Origin of the sequence: Virgisporangium aliadipatigenens (genome assembly GCF_016863615.1) — a bacterium.
GTDB lineage: Bacteria > Actinomycetota > Actinomycetes > Mycobacteriales > Micromonosporaceae > Virgisporangium > Virgisporangium aliadipatigenens.
In genome coordinates this window covers 1-22,446 of record NZ_BOPF01000055.1, presented here as the reverse complement: position 1 = coordinate 22,446, position 22,446 = coordinate 1, and the positions used below count along the sequence as shown (strand labels likewise).

General features: G+C 72.9%; 15 protein-coding genes and 1 pseudogene. 6 read left to right on the top strand and 10 right to left on the bottom strand.

Going from position 1 to position 22,446, the window contains the following annotated elements:
- Positions 1-74 precede the first annotated feature (74 nt).
- Together Val02_RS43385 and Val02_RS43380 are read left to right on the top strand one after the other, a co-directional pair.
- Positions 75-2,309 (top strand): YML083C domain-containing protein, encoded by a 2,235-nt coding sequence (locus Val02_RS43385; RefSeq protein ID WP_203905206.1) that lies wholly within the window; start codon positions 75-77, stop codon positions 2,307-2,309.
- A 133-nt stretch (positions 2,310-2,442) separates the two neighbouring features.
- On the top strand, positions 2,443-3,384 hold the full coding sequence (locus tag Val02_RS43380; RefSeq protein WP_203905205.1) for a hypothetical protein: 942 nt from the start codon (positions 2,443-2,445) through the stop codon (positions 3,382-3,384).
- A gap of 179 nt (positions 3,385-3,563) precedes the next feature.
- On the opposite strand, the gene folE is transcribed toward Val02_RS43380, so the two are convergent.
- From folE to Val02_RS48485, 4 genes and pseudogenes are all read right to left on the bottom strand, one after another.
- Positions 3,564-4,271, bottom strand: coding sequence for a GTP cyclohydrolase I FolE (gene folE / locus Val02_RS43375; protein ID WP_203905204.1), 708 nt, complete (start codon positions 4,269-4,271; stop codon positions 3,564-3,566).
- Positions 4,272-4,481: 210 nt separating this feature from the next.
- Positions 4,482-6,368: pseudogene (gene ftsH, locus Val02_RS43370) on the bottom strand (ATP-dependent zinc metalloprotease FtsH); the annotation flags it as partial.
- A 201-nt stretch (positions 6,369-6,569) separates the two neighbouring features.
- Positions 6,570-7,142, bottom strand: coding sequence for a hypoxanthine phosphoribosyltransferase (hpt, locus tag Val02_RS43365; RefSeq protein WP_203905202.1), 573 nt, complete (start codon positions 7,140-7,142; stop codon positions 6,570-6,572).
- A 126-nt stretch (positions 7,143-7,268) separates the two neighbouring features.
- A complete protein-coding gene (locus tag Val02_RS48485) occupies positions 7,269-7,397 on the bottom strand; it encodes a hypothetical protein (RefSeq protein WP_275415676.1) in 129 nt (42 codons plus the stop codon).
- Positions 7,398-7,536: 139 nt separating this feature from the next.
- On the opposite strand from Val02_RS48485, the gene Val02_RS43360 reads away from it, so the two are divergent.
- On the top strand, positions 7,537-8,493 hold the full coding sequence (locus Val02_RS43360; RefSeq protein WP_203905201.1) for a GlxA family transcriptional regulator: 957 nt from the start codon (positions 7,537-7,539) through the stop codon (positions 8,491-8,493).
- Between the two features lie 130 nt (positions 8,494-8,623).
- Here Val02_RS43360 and Val02_RS43355 read toward each other — a convergent pair whose 3' ends face one another.
- The 4 genes from Val02_RS43355 to dacB all read right to left on the bottom strand — a co-directional run bounded on the left by Val02_RS43355 (position 8,624) and on the right by dacB (position 13,729).
- Positions 8,624-10,228 carry a gamma-glutamyltransferase family protein gene (locus tag Val02_RS43355; protein ID WP_239153781.1) on the bottom strand — a complete coding sequence of 535 codons (1,605 nt, stop codon included), beginning with the start codon at positions 10,226-10,228 and terminating at the stop codon, positions 8,624-8,626.
- 35 nt (positions 10,229-10,263) lie between these two features.
- Complete coding sequence (gene tilS / locus Val02_RS43350) at positions 10,264-11,235, bottom strand: tRNA lysidine(34) synthetase TilS (protein ID WP_203905200.1); 972 nt, start codon at positions 11,233-11,235, stop codon at positions 10,264-10,266.
- Positions 11,236-11,238: 3 nt separating this feature from the next.
- Positions 11,239-12,288, bottom strand: coding sequence for an Rv3626c family coenzyme F420 biosynthesis-associated protein (locus Val02_RS43345; RefSeq protein ID WP_203905199.1), 1,050 nt, complete (start codon positions 12,286-12,288; stop codon positions 11,239-11,241).
- A 61-nt stretch (positions 12,289-12,349) separates the two neighbouring features.
- Entirely contained in the window at positions 12,350-13,729 is a 1,380-nt protein-coding gene (gene dacB, locus Val02_RS43340) for a D-alanyl-D-alanine carboxypeptidase/D-alanyl-D-alanine endopeptidase (RefSeq protein ID WP_203905198.1), read from the bottom strand.
- Positions 13,730-13,811: 82 nt separating this feature from the next.
- On the opposite strand from dacB, the gene Val02_RS43335 reads away from it, so the two are divergent.
- A complete protein-coding gene (locus Val02_RS43335; protein WP_203905236.1) occupies positions 13,812-14,342 on the top strand; it encodes an inorganic diphosphatase in 531 nt (176 codons plus the stop codon).
- Between the two features lie 38 nt (positions 14,343-14,380).
- Here Val02_RS43335 and eccD read toward each other — a convergent pair whose 3' ends face one another.
- Positions 14,381-15,739 (bottom strand): type VII secretion integral membrane protein EccD, encoded by a 1,359-nt coding sequence (gene eccD, locus Val02_RS43330; protein WP_203905197.1) that lies wholly within the window; start codon positions 15,737-15,739, stop codon positions 14,381-14,383.
- 228 nt (positions 15,740-15,967) lie between these two features.
- On the opposite strand from eccD, the gene eccCa reads away from it, so the two are divergent.
- The gene (eccCa, locus tag Val02_RS43325; protein WP_203905196.1) at positions 15,968-19,864 is read left to right on the top strand and encodes a type VII secretion protein EccCa; all 3,897 of its coding nucleotides are present in this window, start codon (positions 15,968-15,970) and stop codon (positions 19,862-19,864) included.
- A 151-nt stretch (positions 19,865-20,015) separates the two neighbouring features.
- Entirely contained in the window at positions 20,016-21,323 is a 1,308-nt protein-coding gene (locus tag Val02_RS43320; RefSeq protein ID WP_239153784.1) for a S8 family serine peptidase, read from the top strand.
- A 52-nt stretch (positions 21,324-21,375) separates the two neighbouring features.
- Here the strand turns inward: Val02_RS43320 and Val02_RS43315 are convergent.
- Positions 21,376-22,446, bottom strand: a 1,071-nt coding sequence (locus Val02_RS43315; RefSeq protein ID WP_203905195.1) for a MarP family serine protease, incomplete at its 5' end; no start/stop codon positions are given.

Here is a 22,446-nt window from a genome sequence, read left to right as displayed (position 1 = left end):
TGCCCCAACGTGGGCGGCGTCGGACGGCGGAGTTACGTTACCGTTCCGGGCAACGACTCGGCAGGGAGGAACCGGTGGCACGGCTGCGCACGCGGGTCGAGCGCGCTGCTGCGTTGCATCGCCAGGCGTCGGCCGCTGCGGTGGCCGTTCAGCAGGCGGTGGAGAAGTATTCGCCGGCCATCGCCCCTGCCGAACAGTATGCCGAGCAGCGTGAGCTGGCGGCCCGTCTGCGTGCCACCGTGGCGGAGCTGGCACCGGGCTGGTTGAGCGCGTCGCTGGATGCGGTGCCGCCGGCGTTCCCGATCGGGGATGTGGGGCCGGCGCCCTATGTGCGGCTGGGGACGGCACATCCGCTGGATGATGCGCGGTTCCCAGTATTGGCGCCGCTGCTGGGTGTCGGGCATCTGGCGATCGACGCGGATGCGCGCGACGCGCGGGTGGCGGGCCTGCTGCGGAGCCTCATTTTGCGGCTGATCGCCTCGGCGCCGGCCGGTTCGGTGCACATCCGGGTGGTCGACGCGGCGTGCGACGGCGAGACGACGGCGGCGTTCAACGGTATCCCGGACGTCATTCCGGCGCCGGTCACCGATCATGTGGGGCTGAGGACGGTTCTCGCGGATGCCGATGCGTGGATGCGGGCGCCCGAGGAGGATGCCTACCTGGTGCTGGTGATCGCGTCGCTGCCGGAGCTGACCGACGGCACCGACATGTCGCACATCGCGCATCTTGCCCGTAACGGCGCGAGCCGCCGGCTGCACCTGATCGTCGCTGGCTGGCCGCCTCCGCCGTTGACCGCCGAGACGACGCAACCGCCGCTGGCCGACAGTACCCAGATCTCGTTGCGCAATCCGCACGCGTGGGTGGGCGATCCACCGGCGGCCACGTATGCCGGCAGCGGCGTGGGCCCCGCGCGGCTGAACTCCCCGGTGTACCTCGATCCGGACCCGTCGGCCGAGCTCATCAGCCGAGTGCGTGATCATCTGGCGGCGGCGGACCGGCCGTTGCCGGGAGAGCGCTCCTCGTGGACGGCTCCGCAGCAGCAGTGGACCGGTTACGTGGCGGCCGCGCGGCGCCTGGACACCGTTCGGCGTGATGCGGCGAAGGTGGTGGCGGAGCAGACGGCGCTGGCCAAGCGGGTGCGCGCCGAGTTGGGCACGCTACGCGGGCAGATCGGTGGCCAACAGGCCCGGATCGGTGAGCTGGTGCGCGACGGTCAACCGGTTCCACTGAAGCCTCTGGGGCAGGAGCAAGCGGCCGCGGACGCCGCGCTGGGACGACTGGCGCACGCGGCGTCGACGCGGCGGGTCCGTCCTCCGGACACGTCGGAGAACACCGGCGGGATCCGTCGACCGGCTCCCTTCGGTCCGCCGGACGCGGCCTCCACCGGGACCGTCCCGGACGTCTCCCGCCCTTCATACGGAACTCCCGGCTCGCCCACCCCGGTCGACGATGCGGGCGCGCCGTCCTCGGGCGGTCCGCCGATGGCACCGCCGGTGAGCGGTGGACGCCCGCACCCGCCCGGAGCGCCGACGACCGGTGCCCCGTATCCCACGAGCGGCCCCGGCGGCCCGGTACACCCGACCAGCGGCCCGCACGGCCCTTTCCAGGGTGGTCCGCCCACCGGACAACTGCGGCCGACGAGCGGCCCGCACGGTCCGTTCCAGGGTGGTCCGCAGACGGGTCAGATGCGGCCGGTCGGCGCCGACCCGTCGGCGACCGGCCAGATGCGCCCCGTGCCCCCCGGCCAGCCGCGCGGGACGGTGGTGCGCCCCTGGGGGCCGCCCGTGTCCGGCGTGCCGCATCCGGCGTACTCCAGCTCGGGGGCGTTCCCGGTGGTGATGGTGCCGCCGAGCGCTCCACCGGCGCCCGCGGAGACCCTGGCGCCGGCCGCCAGCCCGCGCCTGCCCGAGGCCGCACTGTCCATGATCGGCGAGGCCCGGGCCGCGCTCCAACGCGCCGACACCGAGCTGGCCGACATCGACGAACGCATGAAGCGTTCGCCGCGTGTCTACAACACGCTGGTGTACTTCGGTTTCGCGGTGCTGTTCGGGCTGCTGCAGGTGCCGATGTTGACCCTGCTGGCCAGTCGGGACGGCAAACTGTCGGTCGTCGCGAGCGGTCCGTGCGGGCTGTTGTTCGCGGTGGTGGCGTTCGGGTGCGCGTGGGCGACGATCGGGTTCACCGACCGCCGTCCGGACGGCCAGCGCCCGCCGCGCACACCGTTGACGGGCTTCGTCATCAGCCTGCTCGCCGCGACGCCCGCGCTCCTCGCCATCGTGTGGGCGATCCAGGACGCGATCACCAACTGATTCCGGTTTTCCACAGCGCTTTGTCCGTTTGGCGCGAAGTTATCCACAGCTAAGCGATGCCTCTGGCGGGGGCGTCGGGTGGCGTGCGGAGATGGTTCCGCAAGGACGTCCCGCGTCTGCTGTGGAGGTTCCCATGCGATACAGGCTGTTGTGCCGGCTCGCCGGCGGGCTGGCCGGCCTGGCCGTTGTCGCGTTCGTCGTGCTGCTCGGTCTCGACGAGTGGCTGAGCCGGGGCGCGACGGTGCGACGCGGCCATATCTACGGCACCGCCGGTGGTGAGCCGACGATCGTGTACGGGGAGCCGCGCGGCACCCGATGTACGGTCGACGGCCGATCCGTCCTGGTCGGTCCGCGCTGGCGGCGGTGGTTCGACCGGTTCACCGGGCCGGCCGGTGGCCTGCGGCTGCCGGCCGAGCCGCGGTCCCGGTCCGTGACCTGCGAGCGTGCCGTGCGGGTGGTCGAGGGTCGGCCGGCGGCGCTCTCGGAGCTGCCACGCCCGTGGTGGCTCGGCGCGCTGTTGGGCGTGGCGATCGTGGCGCTGGTCGTCCGGGCCTGGGCCGGCCGGGCCCTGCGGCGGCGGCTTCAGGCGCCCGCACCGGTGGCGCGGGGCGTCTGGCCGGTCCGACCACCGGTCACGAGCCGTCGCCCACGACGGGCGGAAGGCGGGCCGGCAGCGGTGGAGCGTTCGTGGACGTCGAGTGCCGCGCCGAGGGACGGCGATCCGTGGGCCTCCGGCGGCGCGCGGCCGACCGGCCAGCGACCCGCAGCCGCAGATGATCCGTGGACACGGGACGACGAGCCGTGGACCGGACACCCGTCCGGCCCCGACCACACGCCGCCGACCGGCCGGCGACCCGCGACCGCGGCTCACGCCCGGACACCCGACGCCGCGCCCTGGACCGGCAACCGCCCGGCGCCCGCCCTCATGCCGCCGACCGACCACTTGCCCACCGCCCGGCCCACCGCCGCGGATGATCCGGGGAGGACCGGCCACACGACGCCGGGCCTCCACCCGCCCGCAGCACCCGGCCACCCGCCACCGACCGGCCGCACCTACCCGCCGGCCGCCGCCTGAGACGCCCACAGGACACCCGTAGACGCCGAGCAGCGTCCAGGACGTGTCGTCGGATCATTCCGCTCCGCAGGGGCCCGGACGCCGCCTCGGGCGTCGCAGACTCGCCTGATCCACGAGACACGCCCGACGGCGTGCGGCGCGAACGACACCACGAAGGCGCAGGGGCGAGGAAAGAGCCCTCAGCCCCGCAGGATCAACGTCATCGCCTCGGCACGCGACTTCGCGTCGTCCCGCAGCATTCCCCGCACCGCCGACGTGATCGTCCGCGAGCCGCCCTTCTGGACCCCTCGCATGGCCATGCACATGTGCTCGCACTCCAGCACCACGATCGCGCCGCGGGGGTTCAGCCGTTCCATGAGCAGGTCGGCGATCTGAGCGGTGAGCCGTTCCTGCACCTGCGGCCGTCGGGCGAAGACCTCGACGAGCCGCGCGAGCTTCGACAGGCCGGTGATCCGCCCGTCCGGCCCGGGCACGTAGCCGATGTGCGCGACCCCGTGGAAGGGGAGCAGATGGTGTTCGCAAAGGCTGGTGACCTCGATGTCCCGCACGAGGACGAGTTCGTCGTGGTCCGCCTCGAACGTCGTGGTCAGCACCTGACCGGGGTCGACCCGCAGGCCGGCGAGCAGTTCCGCGTAGGCGCGGGCGACCCGGGCCGGGGTGTCCTTGAGGCCGTCGCGGTCGGGGTTCTCGCCCACGGCGTGCAGGATCTCCCGCACAGCGGCCTCGATACGGGGCAGGTCCACGGCGCGTTCGACCGGGCCGCCCTGGTGCCGTCCGTTGATGAGCCGGGCGGCGAGGTAGTCGAGGTCCTCGGGGTCCGGTTCGGTGGCGCTGTACCGGCCCCTGGTGGAGCCGTCGCCGTTCGGACTGCCGTTTGCCGTGGTCACGGCTCCCGACGGTACAACGGCTGCTGCGAAAACGGCGTCGGCCCCGTCCGAAGTGGGACGGGGCCGACGCTGGTGATGTTCAGGTGTTCAGTGGACGCCTTCGGTGCTGGTGTCGCCCGCCTTGCCCACGCTGACCGACGACTGCTCGTCGTGCGGGGGCGGCGGGGGCAGGGCCGCGGCGTCGCTGCCGTTGGCGCCGACGGCCGGCCGGCGACGGCGACCGTTGGTGCTGTACGGCGCCATCGGCGGGCGCTTCTCGACGCGCTCGCAGATGCGGGCCATGTCGGCCTGGCTGATGGTTTCCTTCTCGAACAGCTCCTCGACGATGTTGTCGAGGACGTCCCGGTACTCGACCAGGATCTCCCACGCCTCGTCGTGCGCCAGCTCGATCAGGGCACGCACCTCGCCGTCGATCTCGGCGGCGACCTTCTCCGAGTAGTCCCGTTCGTGGCCCATGGTGCGCCCCAGGAACGGCTCGCCGTTGGTCTGGCCGTACTTGACGGCACCGAGCTTGCTGCTCATGCCGTACTCGGTGATCATGGCGCGGGCCAACCCGGTGGCCTTCTCGATGTCGTTACCGGCACCGGTGGTGGGCTCGTGGAAGACGAGCTCCTCGGCGGCGCGGCCACCCAGGGCGTACGCCAGGGTGTCGATCATCTCGGCGCGGGTCTGCGTGTACTTGTCCTCGGTCGGCAGCACGAGCGTGTGCCCGAGCGAACGGCCACGCGGAAGGATCGTCACCTTGTGCACCGGCGCCGAGTGCGGCAGCGCCCAGGCGACGAGCGCGTGCCCGGCCTCGTGGAACGCGGTGATCTTCTTCTCGTGGTCGCTCATCGCCCGCGTCTTGCGTTCCGGCCCCGCGATCACCCGGTCGATGGCCTCTTCGAGGTTGTCGTTGATGATCGCCTTCTTGTTGTGCCGGGCGGTCAGCAGGGCCGACTCGTTGATGACGTTGGCCAGGTCGGCACCGGTGAAGCCGGGCGTGCGGCGGGCTACCGAGTCGAGGTCGACGTCCGGCGCGAACGGCTTGCCCTTGGCGTGCACCCGCAGGATCGCCTTGCGGCCCTCCATGTCGGGCCGGTCGACGGCGATCTGCCGGTCGAAGCGCCCGGGGCGCAGCAGCGCGGGGTCGAGGATGTCGGGCCGGTTGGTGGCGGCGATGAGAATGACGCCGCCCTTGGTGTCGAACCCGTCCATCTCGACAAGCAGCTGGTTGAGCGTCTGCTCCCGCTCGTCGTGCCCGCCACCGAGGCCGGCGCCACGATGCCGGCCGACGGCGTCGATCTCGTCCACGAACACGATCGCGGGGGCGTTCGCCTTGGCCTGCTCGAAGAGGTCCCGCACGCGGGAGGCACCGACACCGACGAACATCTCGACGAAGTCCGAGCCGGAGATCGAGTAGAACGGCACCCCGGCCTCACCGGCGACGGCCCGTGCGAGCAGCGTCTTACCGGTACCGGGCGGCCCGTAGAGCAGCACGCCCTTGGGGATCTTCGCCCCGAGCGCCTGGTACTTGGCCGGCGCCTGCAGGAAGTCCTTGATCTCGTGCAGCTCCTCGACGGCCTCGTCGGAGCCGGCCACGTCGGCGAACGTCGTCTTCGGCGTGTCCTTCGAGATGAGCTTCGCCTTGGACTTGCCGAAGTTGAGGACCCGGGAGCCACCGCCCTGCATCTGCGACATGAACAGCAGCAGCAGGATCACCAGCACCGCGATCGGCAGCAGGTTGACCAGCAGGCTGACGAAGATGCTGTCCTTGGTGACCTTCGTGTCGTACTTCGTGATCTTGCCTTCGGCGACGAGCTTGTCCAGCTCGGCCTGCAGCTCGTCCATGGACTCGGCGGGGATCGATGCCTGCACCCGGGTGGTCTTGGTGCCCTTGACCTCGACGGCTTGCTTGAGCTCGAGGTTGAGCGTCTGCTCCTTGTCCTCGAGCACCACCATCTTGGCTTGGCCCGAGCGCAGGTTGCTGAGCACCGAAGAGGTGTCCCACTTGGTGTAGCTCGGACCGCCCGAGATCAGGTAACTCAGGGCTATCGCGCCGGCGATCACCAGGATGATCCACACCAGCGGCCGGCGGAGCAAACGCGTACGTTCCATATCGTCGTCGGGCGCCGTGCGCCCGGCCCCTCCCGATCGGTAAGACCGTCACCCCCGCCTGGCCGGGTGCCGGAACGGGGACGGATGCCGCCCTCGGCATCCGGTTATTTGACGGTACACCGTGCTTGGAGGTGTCGTGGATCGCCCGTTAACACCTTGGGGGATTCACAGCCCTCGCAGGCGGCAAATGGGCCTAATTCGTCAGGAACGCCCGTAGACCGACGGCTTCAGCACGCCCACTCCGGGCAGTTCCCGATAGCGCTCCGCGTAGTCGAGCCCGTATCCGACGACGAATTCCGAGGGAATGTCGAACCCGACGTAGCGCACCGGGACCTGTACCCGCACGGCGTCGGGCTTGCGCAGCAGCGTCACCACGTCGACCGACTTGGCCGACCGACTGGCGAGGTACTTGAGAAGCCACGACAGGGTGAGCCCGGAGTCGACGATGTCCTCGACGACGATCACGCTGCGTCCCGCGATGTCGCGGTCGAGGTCCTTGAGGATGCGCACGACACCGGAAGACGTGGTGCCCTGCCCGTAGGAGGAGACGGCCATGAACTCCACCTCGACCGGCGGGCCGTACCGGCCGAGCGCGCGGGCGAAGTCCGCCATGAACATGATGGCGCCCTTGAGCACTCCCACCAGGAGCACCGACTCCGAATCGGCGAAGTCGGCGGCCACCTGTTTGGCCAGCTCGTCGGTCCTGGTGCGGATGTCCTCCTCGGTCACGATCATGCGGTCGATGTCGTCGGCGTACCACGAGCCTTCGGCCATGCGACAAGGGTGCCGCATGATCCCGGCGAAGGAGGGGCGGGGTCTGATGTTCCGGCGTATTTCACAATCCGCCGTCGCAGCCGGTCGAACCGGCCGCGACGGCGGGTAAGAGGTGCCGCCGGACGGTCACCGACGGCTTACCCGGAGACCTTCGTGGGTCTCGTGCCAGTCGGCGCTGTCGCGCGTGTCGGAGGTCCAGCCGGCCGCCGAGGCGACGACGAGCCAGAGCAGAAAGACGAAGAGAGCGAGTTCCATGGCCAGTCCTTAGGTCTCGAGTGGTCTGGCCGGTGCACCGGTTGTGCTTCCAGCATGGTCCCGCCCGAGCCGCGGCGACAGTGGCAGAAACGCCACGCACCTTCAACATCCTGCCACCTTTGCGGTAGCCTTCTGAACCATGCTCGCCAACGTCGCGGTCCTGGTCCTGCCCGAGGTCGCCGTCTTCGAGCTGGGTGTGTTGTGCGAGGTGTTCGGCTACGACCGGACCGCCGACGGCCTGCCCGGCTACGACTTCGCGGTCTGCTCGCCGGACGGTGCGCCGGTGCGGACGCAGGCCGGGTTCGCGCTGACGCCGAGCCACGGTCTGGAGCGGCTGGAGCAGGCGGACCTGGTGGCCGTTCCGCCTTACGACACGTCTGTGGACCCGCCGGAGGAGGTCCTGGAGGCGTTGCGCCGGGCCGCCGCGCGCGGGGCCTACGTGATGAGCGTGTGCTCGGGGGCGTACGCGTTGGGGGTCGCGGGACTGCTCGACGACCGGTGCTGCACCACGCACTGGCGGCACACCGACGAGCTCGCGAGCCGCCATCCGGCGGCGAAGATCGACCCCAATGTGCTCTACGTGGTCGACGACAACATCCTGACCAGCGCCGGCACCGCCGCCAGCATCGACCTGTGCCTGCACCTGGTGCGCCAGGAGCACGGTTCGTCGGTGGCGACCGCGCTGGCCCGGCGGATGGTGGTGCCGCCGCACCGCGAGGGCGGGCAGGCGCAGTTCATCGAGACGCCGATGCCGCGCACGTCCGAGGCGCCGACCCTGCAGCCCCTGCTGACGGTCGTTCTTGAGACGCTCCACGAGGCGCACACGGTGGAGTCGCTGGCCGCGCGGGCGCACATGGCGCCGCGGACGTTCGCGCGCCGGTTCCGGGCGGAGACGGGGGCGACGCCGCACGACTGGCTGATCGCGCAGCGCGTACTGCTCGCCCGCCGCCTACTCGAGGACACCGACCTCGGCGTGGACGCCATCGCGCTCCGCACCGGGTTGGGCAGCGCCGCCACCCTGCGCCACCACTTCACCCGCCGCATGAAGACGAGCCCGAACTCCTACCGTGCCACGTTCAAAGGAAAAGCCGCCTAGAGAGAGTTTTTACGCGCGTCCGTCGGGCGCGCGACCGTACGCTCCCGCGCGCACCGCTCCGGGTCGATCCGCCTTCGGCGTGATCGACCGCTCCGCTGCCGGGCTCGCGTGCGGTAAGAAATCCGGCGCGTCAGTAGCCCAGGGCGGCGCCGTCGGCCCTCGGTTCGGTGCCGGCCACCAGGCCGCCGTCCGCGCCGCGCCAGATCGCCTGGCCGAAGCCGTAGAAGGGCGGGTCGTCGGTCACGGTCAGCTCGTGGCCGCGGTCGCGCAGGTCGTCCTGCACCTCCGCGGGCACGTCCGGCTCGACGTGGACCCGTTTGCCGGCGTGCCAGTACCAGCGGGGCCTGTCGAGCGCGGCCTGCGGGTCGAGGCCGTCGTCCACTGTGGACAGCACCATCTGGACGTGCCCCTGGGGCTGCATGTGGCCGCCCATCACGCCGAACGGCCCCACCGCCGCCCCGCCCCGCGTCAGGAAGCCCGGGATGATCGTGTGGTACGGCCGCTTGTGCGGCGCGACGACGTTAGGGTGGCCGGCGTCGAGACTGAACCCGGCGCCGCGGTTCTGCAGGGTGAAGCCGGTGCCCGGGGCCACCACGTGCGAGCCGAAGCCCATGTAGTTGGACTGGATGAGGCTGACCATCATGCCGTCCGAGTCGGCGGTGCACAGGTAGACGGTGCCGCCCCTGGCCGGGTCGCCCGGTCCGGGATCGCCGGCCTTGTCGCCGATGAGCGCCCGCCGCGCCGCGACGTACTCCGGCGCCAGCAGTGCCTCGGCGGGGACCGACGTCGACGGGTCGGCCACGTACGCGTGCGCGTCGGCGAACCCGAGCTTCATCGCCTCGATCTGGGTGTGCACCGACTGCGTGCCCGCGAACCCGTCGAGCACGGCCAGCGCCTGCAAGGCCGCGACGCCCTGGCCGTTCGGCGGGATCTCCCACAGCTCGTGATCGCGGTAGCCGGTCGAGACGGGGTCCACCCAGGTGGAGGTGTGCTCGGCGAGATCCTCGGCGGTCAGCAGCCCACCGGTCTCCGCGGCGAACGCCACCAGCGCCTTGGCCGTCTCGCCCCGGTAGAACGAGTCCGCGCCGGTCTCGGCGATCAGCCTGAGCGTGCGGCCCGCGTCGGCGTTCGTGAAGTGCTCGCCGGCCGCCGGGGCGCGCCCGCCGGGCTTGAAGACCCGCAGCCACTCCGCGAACTCCGGCCCGGACAGCCCCACGCCCGCCCTGCCCCAGTGGAACGCCGTCGTCGGCGACACCGGCCAGCCGTGCTCGGCGTACCAGATCGCGTCCTCGAAGAGCGTGCGGAACGGCAGCCCGCCGAAGCGTTCGTGCAGGTCGCGCCAGCCGCCGGGGGCACCGGGCACGGTCACCGGCAGCCAGCCCCGCGCCGGAACGGCCCGCGCCGCCGTCCCCTGCGTCCCGCCGAGCGCGGCCACCGGCGCCTCCGCGTGCGCCTGCGCGCGTTCGAGGGTCAGCCCGGCCGGCGAACGTCCGGAGGCGTTCAGCCCGTGCAGCCGGCGGCCGTCCCAGACGAGGGCGAACAGGTCGCTGCCGATGTCGTTCGAGCCGGGCTGGGTGATCGCGAGCGTGACGGCCGTCGCGATGGCGGCGTCGACGGCGTTGCCGCCCCTGCGCAGCACGGCCATCCCGGCGGCGGCGGCGAGCGGCTGGCTGGTCGCCACGACGCCGCGCGGGGCGTGCAGCGGCTTGCGTCGCAGATGCGGAACCCAGGTCACGTGTGCACCCCTGCCCTCGATCGATCGATGGAAGCCTAAACCTGCAGCAGGCGACCGTCGCGGCGCGCCACGCGGATCCCGCCGGGCAGCGCCACCGGCCCCTGGCCGCGCCACTGGCACACCAGCGCGTCGAGCGCCGCGATGTGCCGCTGCGAGAGCGCCTTCGCGCCGAGTTCGGCCGCGTAGAGGCGCAGCACGCGGGTGCGGGTGGCGGCCGGTTCGGCGGCGAGGGTGGCCGCGGAGAGGCCGTCGCCATCGCGGGCGGCCTCCGCGGCGCGGGCGGCGAGCGCGTCCAGGGCGGCATTGTCCGCGGCGATCAGGGCCGCCGCGCGCGCCAGGTTGTCGATCACCTTCGGACCCAGTGTGTGAACGAGGGTCGGCAGCGCACCCCGTACCCGCGCCCGCGCGAAGGCCGGATCGGCGTTGTGCGGATCGTCCCAGGGCGTCAACCCGAGCGCGAGGCACGCGGCCCGGGTCTCCGCCCGCCGGATGTCCAGCAACGGCCGCAGGAACGCGATCCCGTCGATCTCCCGCCGGGACGGCATCCCCGCCAGGCCCCGCGGGCCGCCGCCGCGCGCCAGCGCCAGCAGCACCGTCTCGGCCTGGTCGTCACGGGTGTGTCCCAACAGGACGGTCGACGCGCCCACCTCGCGCGCGGTGGCGCACAGGGCCTCGTACCGGGCCGCACGCGCGGCCGCCTCGGGGCCGCCCGGCCGGCCGGTCACGTCGACGGCGACGCCGATCGACGGCGCCAGGCCGGCCTCCCGGCCCCACGCGGCGACGCTCTCGGCCCGCGCGCCGGAGCCCTCCTGCAGCCGGTGGTCGACCGTGATCAGTCCACAGTGGAGCCCCAACCGGGGCGCCACGAACGCCGCCGCCGCCGCCAGCGCGAGCGAGTCCGCTCCCCCGGAGCACGCGATCAGGACACGCCGCTCCGGGCGTTCCCCCAGAAGTGCTCGTCGAACGGCGACCCGGACGGCGGCGACGGGAGGGGCGAGCCCTGCCACCGATCAGCCGGCGACCGGGGCGACCCGCGCGACCCAGAGGTCCGGGTCGGAGAGCTCGGGAAGGCGGGGCAGGGTCAGCGGCGACGACCAGATCTTGTTGAACGCGGACATCCCGACCCGCTCGACGACCTTGTGCACGAACCGACGTCCCTCGGCGTACTGGCGCATCTTGACCTCGATGCCGATCAGCCGCCGGACCATCTTCTCCACAGGGTTGCCCTCGCTGCGCCGCCGGTTGAACTTGGCGCGGATCTCCGCGACGGACGGCACGACCTCCGGCCCCACCCCGTCCATGACGAACTCGGCGTGCCCCTCGAGCAGCGTCATCAGCGCGGTCAGCCGGTCCAGCACGGCCCGCTGCGCGGGGGTCTGCACCAGGTCCAGCACGGACGCGCGGCTGTCCGGATTGCGCGTGGCGTCGGCGACCGTCGCCACCCCGCGCCGCACCCGCTCGAACATCTGGTCCTTGTCCAGCTGCGACGCGTCCACGAACGCCTGGACCTCGCCGAGGAAGTGCGCGCGCAGCCACGGCACCGCGGTGAACTGCGTCCGGTGGGTGACCTCGTGCAGGCACACCCAGAGCCGGAAGTCGCGCGGGTCGGCGCCGAGCTTCCGTTCGGCCTCGACGATGTTGGGCGCGACGAGGAGCAGCTGCCCCGGGTCGCCGGAGAACACCTCGTACTGACCGAGCACCCGGCCGGAGAGGTAGGCGAGCACCGTGCCGGCCTGCACACCGGTCATCCGCGAACCGATGGCGGTGCCGACGTTGTTGCCGACCTTGCCGTTGGCGAGGCGTTCGGCGAGCGGGTTGACGACCTCGCGCAGCCCGTTGATGTTGACGGAGGCCCAGTCGCGGCGGTCGACGATCCGCACGGGTGGGGCCGCCGGGGCGGTGAGCCCGGTGTACTCGGCGACGTGGCGGGCCGCCTCGTCGGTCAGGTCGCGCAGCTCGGTGACGGCAGCGGCGGCCTCCTCGTAGGTGACCCGGGGGCCGGACTTGCCGAGCGCACCGGCTGTTGCCGCGGCGACGTCCCAATCGACGAACTGCACCATGCCCCCACGTTACCCGGCCGTCGCCGCATGCGACCGGCGTCGCGGTTGCTGGCTGTGAGGTTTAGCAGCCGCAGTTCGCCAGGGCGACGGCGATCTTGTCGAGCGCGTCCTGTGCCGGGCCCGTCCCACCGACCGGGACGTTGTCGGCGAGGATCGCGAACGCCAGCAGCCGCCCGTCCTTCGTGGTGACCACTCCGGCGATGCCGCTGACCGAGCGCAGCGTGCCGGTCTTGGCGCGCACCGCGCCGGGGGCGTCGATGGTGGGCTTGGCGAAGCGTTCGGCCAGGGTGCCGGTGTACTTGGCGACGGCGAGGCCGGTGATGAGGGCGCGCAGCTCCGGATGTTCGGGCTTGGCGGCCATGGCCACGATCTCGGCCAGCAGGGACGGGCTGACGCGGTCGCCGCGGGCGAGGCCGCTGCCGTCGACCTGGGTGAGTTCGGCCGCCGGCAGGCCCAGCTCGCCGACGGCGTCGCGGATCGCCACCCCGCCGCCCTCGAACGTCGCCGGCTGGCCGCGCTTGATCGCCACGTGCCGGGCCAGCGACTCGGCGATGACGTTGTCGCTGTCGGTGATCATGAACTCGACCTGGTGCGCGAGCGGCTGGGACTGCACGGAGCCCAGTTCCGCGGCGCCCTGCGGGGCGGTGCCGCGGGTGACGGTGCCGGTGGCGCCGAGCGCCTTCGCGAAGATCTGACCGGCGGCCAGATCGGGATCGGTGTACCGGCGCGTGGAGCCGGCGGTGTCCTTCGGGTTGACCCGCCCGCCGTCGGCCATCAGTCCGGTGATCGGCGCGACGACGCCGTTGGTGGCGATGTCGCTGTCCCACGGGCCGACCCGCGGCTCGCCGAAGATCGTCGCGTCGACCACCACCGAGGTGACGGCCTGCCCGCCGAGCGCGTTCTTCACCTGGCCGGCCAGCGCGGTCAGGCTCGGCGCGCCCGGGTAGCGGCCGGTGGCGCCGCCGGCGATGGTGGCGTCGCCGGCGCCGACGAGCACGACCTGCCCGGGTGCGCTGCCGGCGACCACCTTCGTCGTGAACCGATGCGTCGGCCCGAACGTCTTCAGCGCCGCCACGGCCGTCGTGATCTTGATGGTGGAGGCCGGCGTCGTCGGCGTGTCCGAGCCCTTGCCCGCCAGCACCTGGCCGGTAACGACGTCGATCACGTGCATGGTGACGTTCGGGCCGAGGGCGGCCGCGCTGGCCAAGGGCGTCACCGCCGACGCCACCTTCGCGGGGTCGGGCAATGTGCCGTCCTGCGCCGCCGGAAGGACCGCCAGCGCCGCCGGCGCACTGCCCGGGCGCCACGCGGTCGGCGGATCACCGGCGAGGCGTCCGGCCAGGTAGTCGCCCTGCCACAGCATCGCGCCGGCCGCGCCGAAGCACAGCGCGAACGCCGTCACTCCCGCCACGAGCGCGCGCGTCTGTCGCCCCTGTGACATGTGCCTCCCCCTCGTCCCCACGCCGTAAGGGAGACTAGCCGTCAGTAACGATGAGGTTCTGACATGAGTGGAGCAGTTTGATATGGAGTACTTCGACGTCACGGTGGAGATCCCCAAGGGCCACCGGAACAAGTACGAGGTGGATCACGCCACCGGCCGGATCCGGCTCGACCGTACGTTGTTCACGGCGACCCAGTACCCCGCCGACTACGGCTACATCGAGGGCACGCTCGGTGAGGACGGCGACCCGTTGGACGCGCTCGTGCTCGTGCAGGAGCCGACCTTCCCGGGCTGCCTCATCAAGTGCCGCGCGATCGGCATGTTCCGGATGACCGACGAGAAGGGTGGCGACGACAAGGTGCTGTGCGTGCCCGCCGACGACCCCCGACGTGAGCACCTGCGGGACATCCACCACCTCTTCGAGTTCGACCGGCTGGAGATCCAGCACTTCTTCGAGGTGTACAAGGAGCTCGAGCCCGGCAAGAGCGTCGAGGGCGCCACCTGGGTCGGCCGCACGGAGGCCGAGGGCGAGATCAACGCCTCCCGCGACCGGTACCGCAAGGGGATCGCCGACGGCACCTACCACGAGCCGGGCGTCCACCTCCACCCCTAGATCCTCTGTGGGAACGTCCGGGTGGCCCCAGGGCGGTGTCACCCGGACAGGCCCCGCATGAACGTGTACAGCTCCAGCACCGCGCCGGCGAGCGGGATCACCGACACCAGGCAGACCGTGTCCACCACGTCCGCCACCCGGCCCAGGTACGGCGAGGGTGTGCGTCGGCGGTACCGCGCACCGGCCAGCGCCACGAGCACCACCCCGAACGCCAGCAGCGGCGCCGTCGCCCGCCCCGGCGTCCAACCGCCCAGCACCGGCACGGCCAGCAGCAGCGCCACCCCGCCCGCGAGCAACGGCACGCGCTGGCGCACCGTCACGAACAGGCGCGCCCGCATCAGCAGCGCCAGCGCGGCGACGGTGGTCAGGATTCGGCCCGCGGTGCCGGTGGGCACCAGCGCCCACGCCGCCCCGGCCGCGGCGACCACGCAGCCGGTGAGCAGACCCGTCAGCACCTCGTCGCCACGGGCGACCGCCGCGCGCAGGTGCGCACGGTCGGCTTCGGTGCGCGTATGGCGTTCGACCGAATCGAGCGTGTCGTCGGGGAGGGTGACGACCGGCAGCGGGAGGCGACCGAGGCGGACCGCTGCCGGTGGGGCGATCGTGACGCCGAGGACCGCGAGCACGGTGAGCACGGCGGCGGCCCGGGCGTCGAGGCCGGCCAGGGCGAGCAGCGCCGCGCCGCCGAACAGGCCGCCGACGGTCGCACCCGCCACGAAGATCCGCAGCCCGCGGGCCACCAGCACGGCCGAGGCACAGGACCACAGCAGCAGCCCGGCGGCACCGCCGAGCAGCCGCGCCGCCCCGCTTCCGGCGCCCACGAGCGCGACCCCGCCGACGAACGCGAACGGCAGCCCGTAGGCACCGAGCACCGTCCCGACGACGGCCTCCCCGTAGGCGCGCGCGGCGACGACGGCCGCCCCCAGGATCGCCACCGCCACCCCGAGCAGCACCGTCGGGTCACCCGCGGCGGGCTCGCGCAGCGGCGCCACCAGCGCGGCCACGGCCAGAACGCCCGCGATCGCGAGCGCCGCCGCGCGGGTGGCGTCGGGCGACCAGACGGGCCCGAGCCGGCGCGCCCCGGCGGCGATCTCCTCGACGACGTCGTCGTACTCCAGCTCCGGCCACCGCTGGCGGGCCGGCACGAGGTGCAGCACGGTCCCGTCGTCGACCGCCGCGTCGGCGAGCGAACCGGTCGGGGCCAGCGGCGTGCCATCGGCCCGGTGCAGCAGCCAGCCGCCGTGCGCCTGACCGACGTCGGCGAGCCCGTCGCCGGCACGGCGCAGCAGCTCCGGCAGCAACTCGGCCAGCGGGACGGCGTCCGGCAGCACGACGTCGACGCGGCGCTGCGGCGAGGCGACGGTGACGCGAGTGAGGCCGGTCGATGCGGCGGGCATCGACCAGGAGTACCACGCGGAGCGTGATCATGTGTACCGCCCGCCGTGATCATGCGGCTTGCCTGGCGCGATCATGGACGCTCAGCGTGATCATCGGGTGCCGAAGTGTCACACCGGCCGTCTAGTCTCCTTAGGCCGGCGTCGATGTCGCCGGTCGCGCCGTGCGGAGCCCGGCCGGCCGCCGCGTCGACGCCGGTCCGGCTCGCGTCGATGGGGAGGGAGGCTGCGGTGGGCACTGTCGTCGTGCGTCGGGGTGACCGCCGACCAGCCCCTGAGCTGCCCGAGGGCCAGGTCCCGGTGCCCGCGCCGCCACCCGTGCCGGAGCCGGTCGGGTCCCGGTGGGGGCAGCTGGTGCAGTTCCTGCCGATGCTGCTCGGCACCGTCGCGACCGCGCTGCTCTTCGCCGGCCGCAGCGGCGACCGCTACTCGCTGATCGTGGGCGCGATCTTCGGCCTGTCGACGCTGGGGATGCTCGCCACCACGTGGGGCTCCGGCGGCGGCCAGCCCAAGAAGGCCGAGATGATCGCCGCCCGGCGCGACTACCTGCGCCAACTCGCCGTTCTGCGGCGTCGGGTGCGGGAGACCGCGCGCCGGCAGCGGGAGGCGCTGCACTACCGGCACCCCGAGCCGGGACAGCTGTGGTGCGCCGCGGAGAGTCACCGCATCTGGGAGCGTCGGGTTTCCGACGGGGACTTCGGGGTGGTGCGGGTCGGCGTCGGGCCGCAGACCCTGGCGACGCCGCTCGTCCCGCCCGTCTCCTCCGAGCTGGAGGATCTGGAGCCGGTCACCGCGCTGGCGCTGCGCCGGTTCCTCGACACCTACTCCGTGGTGCCGGACCTGCCGGTGGCGGTGTCGGTGCGCTCGTTCGCGCGGGTCTTCGTGCGCGGCGGCGACGCGGCGCGCGACCTCACCCGGGCGATGCTCGGCCAGCTCGCCGTCTTCCACTCGCCGGACGACCTGGTCATCGCCGTGTGCGCGGCGCCGGACCGCCGCGCCGAGTGGGAGTGGACCAAGTGGCTGCCGCACGCCATGCACCCGAGCGCCGTCGACGGCGCCGGGCCCGTGCGCCTGGTCGCCACCAGCGCCGCGGTGCTGGAGGAGCGCCTGTCGCCGCTCATCTCCGGCCGACCCCGTTATGTGGGAACGGCGAGCGCGGCCACCCCGCACGTCGTCGTGGTGCTCGACGGGGGCGATCCGGCCGGGGCGGAGCAGCTCTCCGGCGAGCGGGCGTTCGACGGGGTGACCCTGATCGACCTCGACCGTTCGCCGCCACGGCTGCTCGACCGCACGATGCTGGTGCTCTCGGCCGGCGCGGGGATCCTGCGCACCGCCACGCTCGACGAGTCGGGCGAGGCCGGCCGGCCGGACGCGTTCAGCCGCGTGGAGGCCGAGGCGCTGGCCCGCGCGCTGGCGCCCAAACGCCCGGTGGGTACCGCGTCCGGCGCCGACGAGCCGCTGCGCCGCGACGCCGGCCTCGCCGCGCTGCTCGACATCCGCGACCCCGCGGGCTTCGACGTGGTGCGGGCCGCCGCGCCCCGGCCCCAGCGCCAGCGGCTGCGGGTCCCGATCGGCGTCGGCACCGACGGGCAGCCGGTCGAGCTGGACCTCAAGGAGTCCGCGCAGGACGGCATGGGGCCGCACGGGCTGGTCATCGGGGCCACCGGTTCGGGCAAGTCCGAGCTGCTGCGCACGCTGGTGCTGGCCCTGGCGACCACGCACGCGTCCGGGGCGCTCAACTTCGTGCTCGTCGACTTCAAGGGCGGTGCGACGTTCGCCCCGCTGGGGCGGCTGCCGCACGTGGCCGCCATGATCACCAACCTCGCCGAGGAGCTGTACCTGGTCGACCGCATGACCGAGGCGATCAACGGCGAGCTGGTGCGCCGCCAGGAGCTGCTGCGCGCGGCGGGCAACTACGCGTCGATCCGCGACTACGACGCCGCACGCGCGGCCGGCACGCCGCTCGCGCCGCTGCCGACGCTGCTGATCATCTGCGACGAGTTCAGCGAACTGCTCAGCGCCAAGCCCGACCTCATCGACCTGTTCGTGCAGATCGGACGGGTGGGACGTTCGCTCGGCGTGCACCTGCTGCTCGCCTCGCAGCGGCTGGAGGAGGGGCGGCTGCGCGGGCTCGACACGCACCTGTCGTACCGGGTCGGACTGCGCACGTTCTCGGCGTTGGAGTCGCGCGCCGTGCTGGGTGTGCCGGACGCCTACGAGCTGCCGCGTTCGCCCGGGCACGGCTACCTGAAGTTCGGCACCGAGCCGCTGGTGCGCTTCCGCGCGGCGTACGCCTCCGGCGCCTACCGGCCGCCGCACGCCGCCCCCGACGCGCTGCGCCGGTCGCCGGTGCTCGACTACTCGACGCACGACGTCTCCCTCCCGCCCGCACCCGCTCCGGTGCGGGAGCAGCGGGAGCAGGGCCCGACCCTGCTGGACGTCATGGTCGGGCGGCTGGCCGGGCAGGGCGTTCCGGCGCATCAGGTGTGGCTGCCGCCGCTGGTCGACGCGCCCGCGTTCGACGCGCTGCTCGGTGTGCCGGCCGTCGACGCGGCCCGCGGGCTGACCGTCGCCGACTCCGGCCTGCACGGCGCGCTCCGGGTGCCGGTGGGCATGATCGACAAGCCGCTCGAGCAGCGACACGACCCGATGTGGCTCGCCCTCGAGGGCGCGGCCGGGCACGTCGCGGTGGTCGGTTCGGCGCGCAGCGGCAAGTCCACGCTGCTGCGGACCCTCGTCACCGCGCTCGCCCTCACGCACACGCCCGGCGAGATCCAGGTGTACTGCCTCGACTTCGGCGGCGGTGCGCTCGGTGGGCTCGCCGACCTGCCGCACGTCGGCGGGGTGGCCGGCCGGCAGGAGACCACGTCGGTGCGCCGCACCGTGGCCGAGATCGTTTCGCTGCTCGCCGCGCGCGAACGCCGGTTCGCCGAGCAGCGCATCGAATCGATGGCCGAGTACCGGCGCCGCCGCGCCACCGCACCGGGCGACGATCCCTACGGGGACGTGTTCCTGGTGATCGACGGGTGGAGCACCCTGCGCACCGACTACGACGAGCTCGAGCTGACCATCACCGACCTCGCCACCCGTGGGCTCGCGTACGGGATTCACGTCGTGGCGGCCGCCATGCGCTGGAACGATTTCCGGCCGAGCATCCGCGACCAGTTCGGCACCCGGCTGGAGCTGCGCCTCGGCGACCCCAGCGACTCCGAGGTCGACCGGCGCCTGGCGCGTCAGGTGCCCGCCGGCCCGGGGCACGGGCTCACCGTCGACAAGCACCACTTCCTCGGCGGCGTGCCCCGCCTGGGCACCGGCGAGCCGGCCGACCTGATCAAGGCGATCGCCGACGCGTGGCCGGGTCCGCGGGCCCCACGCGTGCGGCTGCTGCCCGAGGTGGTGCCGTACGCCGACATCGCGACAGCCGCCCTCCACGAACGCCCGTGGGCGCTGCCGATCGGCATCGACGAGTCCGACCTCGGGCCGGTGCTGCTGGACTTCGCGACCGAGCCGCACCTGCTGCTGTTCGGCGACGCGGAGAGCGGGAAGACGTCGTTCCTGCGGGCGCTGGCCGCCACGATCATGGCCCGCTTCACCCCCGACCAGGCGCGCATCCTGCTGATCGACTACCGGCGCGGCCTGCTCGGCGGCATCGCCGGCGAACATCTCATCGGCTACGGGAGCGCCGCGCAGCAGGCCAAGGACCTGATGGACGCCGTCGCGGGGCGCCTGCAGCTGCGGCTGCCCGGCCCGGACGTGACCGCCGAGCAGCTGCGCACGCGGTCGTGGTGGGACGCGCCGGAGGTGTTCCTCCTCGTCGACGACTACGACCTGGTCTCCTCGGGCGGGGTCAATCCGCTGCACTCGCTGATGGACTACCTGCCGCAGGGCCGGGACATCGGGTTCCACCTGGTGCTGACCCGGCGTACCGGGGGCGCCGGCCGGGCGCTCTACGACCCGGTGATCCAGCGCATGCGGGAGCTGTCGGGGCCGGGGTTGGTGCTCTCGGGCAGTCGCGATGAAGGTAGCTTGATCGGTAACGTCCGCCCGGAGCCACTGCCGCCGGGGCGCGGTCGATTGATCACGCGTCGTGAGGGCGTTCGCCTGATCCAGCTCGCATTCCGGGAGTAGCCCAGATCCTGCCCGTCCGGGCCGAAAGAAAACGCCAGAAATACCCAGGAACCCTCTCGCCCGTCTTGCGCCCAACGGCCAGAATGGACGCACCGTGCGCTATCTCCCGACCCGCCTGTGGACCGCTCTGCGCGCTGTCCTGGCGATTGCCGTGATCGTCTCGTGCACGTTCGGCGTGCCCACGATCGCGCGGGCCGACTGGGTGCGCGACGATCAGTGGCAGCTCGGGGCGCTCAACGCCGAGGCCGCGTGGCGCCACACCACCGGTTCGGGCGTGATCGTGGCGGTCCTCGACTCCGGCGTCGACGCCACCCACCCCGACCTCATCGGGCAGGTGCTCCCCGGTATCGACCTGGTCAAGGAGGGCGGCGACGCGCGCACCGACCCGGTCGGCCACGGCACCACCGTCGCCGCGCTCATCGCCGGCGAGCGTGACGATGCGGGCGTCGTCGGGATCGCGCCCGACGCGAAGATCCTTCCCGTGCGGGTGCTCGACGAGCAGAACAGGTACGAGGACGCCGCCGTCGTCGCGCACGGCCTGCGCTGGGCCGTCGACCACGGCGCATCCGTGGTCAACCTCTCGCTCGGTGGGCTCGCCGAGTCCGAGGTGCTGGCCAACGCCGTCGCCTACGCGGCCAGCCGCGACGTCATCGTCGTGGCGTGCACCGGCAACGTCGCCCAGACCAACGGTCCGCCGCAGGTGTGGTACCCGGCGCGGCAGCCCGGGGTGCTGGCCGTCACCGGCCTGCGCGCACCACCCTCGGTCACCGGCGGCACCGGCTGGGCGGACTGGACCAACGGCACCAACCCCGGCCCCGAACGCCTCTGGCAGGGTTCGCTCACCGGCCCGCAGACCGTGTTGAGCGCACCCGCCGCCAGCCTGCTCGGTGCCCGCCCCGGCGGTTACTGGAAGGTGCAGGGCACCAGCTTCGCGTCCCCGCTCGTGGCGGCCGCGGCGGCGCTGGTGCGTTCCCGCTATCCCAACCTCAGCGCCGCGAACGTCATCAACCGGCTCATCAGCACCGCCGTGGACCTCGGTGCCGACGGACGCGACGACCGGTACGGCTTCGGGCAGATCGACCCGCTGGCCGCACTCACGGCCGAGGTGACCCTGGTCAGCGCCAACCCGCTCACCGGCCCGGCCGGGTCGCCGGCGACCAGCCGCGGCGGCTCGGCGGGTGCCCCGGCGCCCCCGGCGAACGACCCCGACGCCGGCAACCCCGCCCAGGCCGGCACACCCGCCGACCAGCCCGCACCCGGCCAGAAGAACCCCTCGTCGTCGAAGCCCGGATCGTCGAGCGCCCCGGCACACGGCGCCGCGGGCACACTCCTGTCCGGCTCGTCGTCGGTGCCGACCGCGACGCTGGCCGTCGTGCTGGTGCTGGCGGTCGCGATCCTGCTGCTGCACCGGCGTGGTTATGCGCGCCGGTACCTGCAACGCGGCCGCCACTCCCGCTGACCCGCGCTCCCCGCCCCCGAAGTGGGAGGCCCGGAGGCGGGGCGGCAAGGGATCAGGCGCACTCGCCGGTGCCGGCGCTGTCCGTCCGGGTGCGGCCAAGTTCGGCCACCTCCGCCGCCGCCTTGGCCGTGACCGCGAAGCCCGTCTGCGGATCGTCGGCCGCCGCCGCGAAGATCACCCCGAGCACCGAGCCGTCGGTCGACATGAGCGGCCCGCCGGAGTTGCCGCTGCGGACCAGCGCCTTGATGGTGTAAACCTCGCGGGTCACCCGGCCGGAGTCGTAGATGTCCGGACCGGTGATCTCCCGGACCTCCCGCACCCGTGCGGCCTGCGCGTCGTAGGGCCCGTCGAGCGGATACCCGAGGACGACCGCGTCGGCGCCGCTGTTGGCCTCCTTGTCCGCGAACTTCAGCTGCGGCGCATTGAGCCCCTGCACGTAGATCACGGCCAGGTCCCGGTCGGGGTCGTACACGACCACGCGCCCCGGCTTACGCCCGTTGGCCGTCTCGACCTGCACGGACTTGGTGCCGGCGACGACATGCGCATTGGTCATGACGCGTTCGCCGGCATAGACGAAGCCGGTGCCCTCGATGCGCCGCTGGCAGGACTGCGCGTTGCCGAGCACCTTCACCACGGAGGCGCGGCTCTTCTGCACCAGCGGCGAACCGGCCAGGGCGGGATCGGGGCTGGCGACCTCGCGTTCGCGGGTGGGGACCAGCCCGTCGAAGACCCGCGGGAAGCCACGGGTGTCCACGGTGTCGCGCAGCGCCTCGGAAAGCGCACGCGCGCTGTCGGGCATGACCTTGTCGACCGCGCCGATGATTGCCGAGTTGCTGACCGAACGGGCCAGCCACGGCAGCGACGACTGGCTCAGCGGCGCCGCCACGAGCCAGATGACGAGCAGCACCGCGACCATCGACACGAAGGCGCCACCGACGTCGTCGGCCCGCTGGGCGTGGCGGTTGCTGATGACGTTGCGCACGCGGGATCCGAGGAACCCGGACAGCGCCTGCCCCACGACGGCGAGCCCGAAGATGACGACGATCGACACCAGCACCCGTGTCGACGGGTCGTCGAACTGTTCACCGGCAAGGGGTCCCAGCTGCAGGCCGACGAGCGCTCC

What these genes read in the sequence shown, in the direction of transcription:
- Val02_RS43360 (WP_203905201.1), top strand. Translation starts at nt 7,537, where the DNA reads ATGCTCGCCAACGTCGCGGTCCTGGTCCTGCCCGAGGTCGCCGTCTTC.
- Val02_RS43345 (WP_203905199.1), bottom strand. Translation starts at nt 12,288, where the DNA reads ATGGTGCAGTTCGTCGATTGGGACGTCGCCGCGGCAACAGCCGGTGCG.
- dacB (WP_203905198.1), bottom strand. Translation starts at nt 13,729, where the DNA reads ATGTCACAGGGGCGACAGACGCGCGCGCTCGTGGCGGGAGTGACGGCG.
- eccD (WP_203905197.1), bottom strand. Translation starts at nt 15,739, where the DNA reads ATGCCCGCCGCATCGACCGGCCTCACTCGCGTCACCGTCGCCTCGCCG.
- Val02_RS48485 (WP_275415676.1), bottom strand. Translation starts at nt 7,397, where the DNA reads ATGGAACTCGCTCTCTTCGTCTTTCTGCTCTGGCTCGTCGTCGCCTCG.
- Val02_RS43335 (WP_203905236.1), top strand. Translation starts at nt 13,812, where the DNA reads ATGGAGTACTTCGACGTCACGGTGGAGATCCCCAAGGGCCACCGGAAC.
- hpt (WP_203905202.1), bottom strand. Translation starts at nt 7,142, where the DNA reads ATGGCCGAAGGCTCGTGGTACGCCGACGACATCGACCGCATGATCGTG.
- Val02_RS43380 (WP_203905205.1), top strand. Translation starts at nt 2,443, where the DNA reads ATGCGATACAGGCTGTTGTGCCGGCTCGCCGGCGGGCTGGCCGGCCTG.